The following is a 4,443-nucleotide window of genomic DNA, read 5'->3' on the forward strand; positions in this document are numbered from 1 at the left end:
TGTCACCTAAAGAGCCGTTGAAGACTACGACGTTGATAGGTTGGATGTGGAAGTGTAGCGATACATGAAGCTGACCAATACTAATTGCTCGTGAGGCTTGACTATACAACACCCAAACAGTTGTTGTGTAACGCTCAATTGATTCGATATTAAGCAAAACAGCTTGATTTAGTGAACGCTAATGATCAAACTACTGCAACTCAGATATTTCTATTAATGAACGATGTTCAAAACACTGTTTTGAACGAGTGCAAGATTTGACCAAGCAACGGCAAGCAAAGCAGCAATGCAAAGCGAATAAGACCAAATGCAAAGTCATACCAGTTGTGCTGGCGACCATAGCAAGAGTGAACCACCTGATCCCTTCCCGAACTCAGAAGTGAAACCTCTTAGCGCTGATGGTAGTGTGGGATTACCCATGTGAGAGTAAGTCATCGCCAGCTCATTATTCTAAAAACACCCCCTGTCAAATGGCAGGGGGTGTTTTTTTATGTCTGGGAAAAAGAAAACTGTAGAAAATGATGAAAATAGAGCAGGATTTAGGCTAAAAACTCAGCTCTTAATAAAATAATAGGCATATACTAGATGAGTCTCTGGAGCTCATATGTCCACAAACTTGTCTTCCAGCCATATTGAATATGGTTCTTCTGCCTTCTAAAAATTGAATATTCATGTAATTTCTTTCCTAATCTGCTATTAAATTAATTAAAAACTGGACCACACGGTCTAACTTTCCATGCCATTTTGCGACCTTTGTATAGTATTTGAGCAAAGCTCGGCGTGCTCAACTAGGGCTGTTGCGAAAGCATGGCGGGATAAATCAATAAAAATAAGATTAAAGAGTTAAATGTCATGTGTCGCGGTTAAAACAATGAAATTGAAAACTCACAGGAGGTGAGACGTGACAATGAATACAGTCAATGTGAATGAGGTCATTGATAAGGCCAAATTTACTCTATTTCACTTTAATGTCGTGTTCTGGTGTTTGCTGATTATTTTATTTGATGGCTATGACCTGGCAATTAATGGCGTGGCTTTACCGCTCTTAATGCAGCAGTGGTCTTTAAGTGCAGTACAGGCGGGTATGCTGGCGAGTACAGCACTTGCAGGCATGATGTTTGGTGCGATGATGTTTGGTACGCTGGCAGACAAGATTGGCCGTAAGAAAGTCATCATGATCTGTGTGGTGCTGTTTAGCGGTTTTACCTTTGCAGGTGGCTTTGCTTCTAACCCCACAGAATTCGGTATTTTACGTTTCCTGGCTGGTTTAGGCATTGGCGGTGTAATGCCGAACCTGGTGGCTTTAACTTTTGAATATGCCACGCTTACGTGCAACTTTGGTCACTACCATGTTCAGTGGTTATGCGGTGGGTGGTGTAATGGCTGCTTTATTAGGTGCATGGTTTACTCCTAATTTTGGTTGGCAAATCATGTTCTTTATCGCAGGTGTGCCTTTACTGTTATTGCCTCTAATCTGGAAATTCCTGCCAGAATCTCTGACATTCTTGGTGAAAGCGCAGAAGCACGATAATGCTCGCCAAATCATGCAGCGTTTAGATGATCAGCTCAGTTTAAATGACCAGACTCAATTGGCTTTAAGCGAGATTAAAATTGCTGAACCTGCTTTTGTGAGCAGCTTGTTTAAGCAGGGGCGTACAGCAAGCACACTGTTATTCTGGTTAGCCTTCTTTATGTGTTTACTGACACTGTATGCCTTAGGCAGCTGGTTACCGAAACTGATGATGGCGGCAGGCTATTCGTTAGGTAACAGTTTAATGTTCCTGCTGGCAATGAATATTGGTGCGGTCATTGGTACCGTAGGCGGCGGTATTCTGGCAGACAAATTTCACTTAAAACCTGTGATTATCACTCTATGTTTGTCAGGTGCAGTGGCATTATCGCTACTAGGCTTTAAATCTCCTCAACCTGTGATTTACTTCCTGGTTGCCGTGGCAGGTGCTTCAGCGATTGGTAGTCAGATTCTGCTTTATAGCTATGTGGCGCAATACTATCCATTAACTGTTCGTTCAACCGGTATTGGTTAGGCTTCAGCGGTAGGGCGTAGTGGGGCAATTGTCGGTCCAATCCTGATCGGAATGCTGCTGGGTATGGAATTACCACATCAGCTGAACTTCATGGCTGTTGGCCTACCAGTGGTGATTGTAGCCATTGCCGTATCACTGATTGTGCGTAAAGACCGCGTTGTAAATGCAGATCCAGTAGCAGAGCCGAAGCTTAAAACTGTCAAGGCTTAATGACCCACTGGTTCTTATATTCATTTTTAATCTTTAAAAACATTGAAACCCCTTCAAATAAGGGGTTTCAACGTTTAAATTCATAATTTTCACTAGAAATCAAAATATATTTCTTACTTAGAAAAATTACTAAAAGACCCACTTAAAAATATATTTTAAATATATAAAACAATCATTTAAATATTAATAACAACGTGAATAATGACATAAATGTATATCTCTAAAGCTTTAATTTACCTTAACTATGGTCTTATTGTAACGCGAAATCCACTTCAGTATATTCGCTCGAACTGACTGTTTTGTCGTAATAGTCAGCAGGATTTATGGACAAGTACTCATGGGAGATGAGAACGATGACAACGGAAAAAATAGACGTTAATTCTGTAGTCGATAATGCGAAATTTACGCCTTTTCACTTCAATGTAGTTGCTTGGTGTTTACTCATTATCTTATTTGATGGCTACGATTTAGCAATTAATGGTGTGACGCTGCCACTCTTAATGCAAGATTGGGGCTTAAGCGCAGTACAAGCAGGTATGCTGGCCAGTACAGCACTTGCAGGCATGATGTTTGGTGCCATGATTTTTGGTTCGCTGGCAGACAAGATTGGCCGTAAAAAAGTTATCATGATCTGTATCGTGCTGTTTAGTGGTTTAACTTTCGCGGGTGGCTTTGCGTCTAACCCGACTGAGTTTGGGATTTTACGTTTCCTTGCTGGTTTAGGCATTGGTGGTGTAATGCCAAACCTGGTAGCACTGACTTCTGAATACGCGCCACAAAAGATGCGTAGTACCTTAGTAACCACAATGTTCAGTGGTTATGCCGTAGGTGGTGTCATGGCTGCTTTACTTGGCTCATGGTTTACTCCAGATTTTGGTTGGCAGATCATGTTCTTTATCGCGGGAATTCCACTGTTTTTATTACCTGTGATCTGGAAGTTTTTACCTGAATCTATCTCATTTATGGTGAAACAAAATCGCCAAGCGGAAGCACGAGAGATTGTGCGTCGTATGGCACCAGATTTAAAAGTAACTGAAAATACAGTATTCACTTTACCTCAGGAAAACGTACCTGAAGCTGCGAACGTGGTTAGCCTGTTCCGCCGCGGTCGTGCAGTCAATACATTATTGTTCTGGGTGGCATTCTTCACTTGCTTGCTGACGATGTATGCACTTAGTAGTTGGTTGCCAAAACTAATGATGGCTGCGGGCTACTCAATGGACAACAGTTTGATGTTTATGATGGTCATGAACGTGGGTGCAGTCGTTGGTATTGTCGGCGGTGGTATTCTGGCTGACCGTTTCCACCTGAAACCAGTACTGATGTTCCTGGGTATTATGGGTGCGATTGTGATGAGTTCAATGGGCTTTGCATCTAACCAGTTCTTACTTTATATCCTGGTGTTCCTGGCTGGTGCAGCGTCAATCGGTTCACAAATGTTGCTATACAGCTATGTAGCGCAGTACTACCCACTGGCAGTACGTTCTACAGGTATTGGCTGGTCTTCTGCGATTGGTCGTATGGGTGCGATTGTAGGCCCAATCTTGATTGGTGGCTTACTGGGTATGAACCTGCCTGCACACTTCAACTTTATGGCAGTCGGTTTACCGGTACTGATTACAGCAATTGCGGTTGCGCTGATCATGCATGACAATGAAGCTGACAAGATTGGTTCAGTCGAGCCAGCAGTGTCGAAAGCTTAAAAAATTGAGTTTTAAAATGAAGCCTCCGAAAGGGGGCTTTTTTAATGATTTAACTTATGATAAATATGATGTGAAATGTAAAAGAGCTACAATTATTTGAAAAAACTTATTAATTTGTATTACTTAGAGTTTGAGTCATATAATGAATTATTTAGTAATAATAGATTGTTACTAGTAATTATTTTTACTTTAGCCATCGCTTTTTTTATAAGTATCTTAAACATCTTAGGAGTATTTGGATTTCGTGACTACACAGAATCAGCTAAATTTTCCAGCATAGGTGGATCCTTACTAATTGAACTAATTTTGATAGGATGCTTCCAAGGGATAAGAGATATTAGAGATGAAAGAATCATGAAAAAATATAAAAAGATTTTTAAGAAAGAGAATATGACACTAAATTACGCAAAAAAATTATGGTTTCAAAAAACTCTTGATATATTACCAAGTGAATTTCTTAATTTAGCAGAGAAAATAGATAAGTA

Annotated in this window: 2 protein-coding genes, 2 rRNA genes and 1 pseudogene; all 5 read left to right on the plus strand. The window is 40.6% G+C overall.

The annotated features are described in order from the left end of the window. Positions 1 to 105, plus strand: a 23S ribosomal RNA gene (locus tag C3420_RS16355); the annotation flags it as partial. Between the two features lie 223 nt (positions 106 to 328). Further along, positions 329 to 443 (plus strand): 5S ribosomal RNA (gene rrf / locus C3420_RS16360). A gap of 458 nt (positions 444 to 901) precedes the next feature. Beyond that, a pseudogene (locus C3420_RS16365) lies at positions 902 to 2,255 on the plus strand (MFS transporter). A gap of 353 nt (positions 2,256 to 2,608) precedes the next feature. Then, positions 2,609 to 3,958, plus strand: coding sequence for an aromatic acid/H+ symport family MFS transporter (locus tag C3420_RS16370; protein ID WP_103801053.1), 1,350 nt, complete (start codon positions 2,609 to 2,611; stop codon positions 3,956 to 3,958). 96 nt (positions 3,959 to 4,054) lie between these two features. Further along, positions 4,055 to 4,443 (plus strand): hypothetical protein (locus C3420_RS16375; protein ID WP_146048173.1); only part of this gene is annotated, 389 nt, incomplete at its 3' end.

The organism is Acinetobacter sp. ACNIH3 (genome assembly GCF_002918965.1).
GTDB lineage: Bacteria > Pseudomonadota > Gammaproteobacteria > Pseudomonadales > Moraxellaceae > Acinetobacter > Acinetobacter schindleri.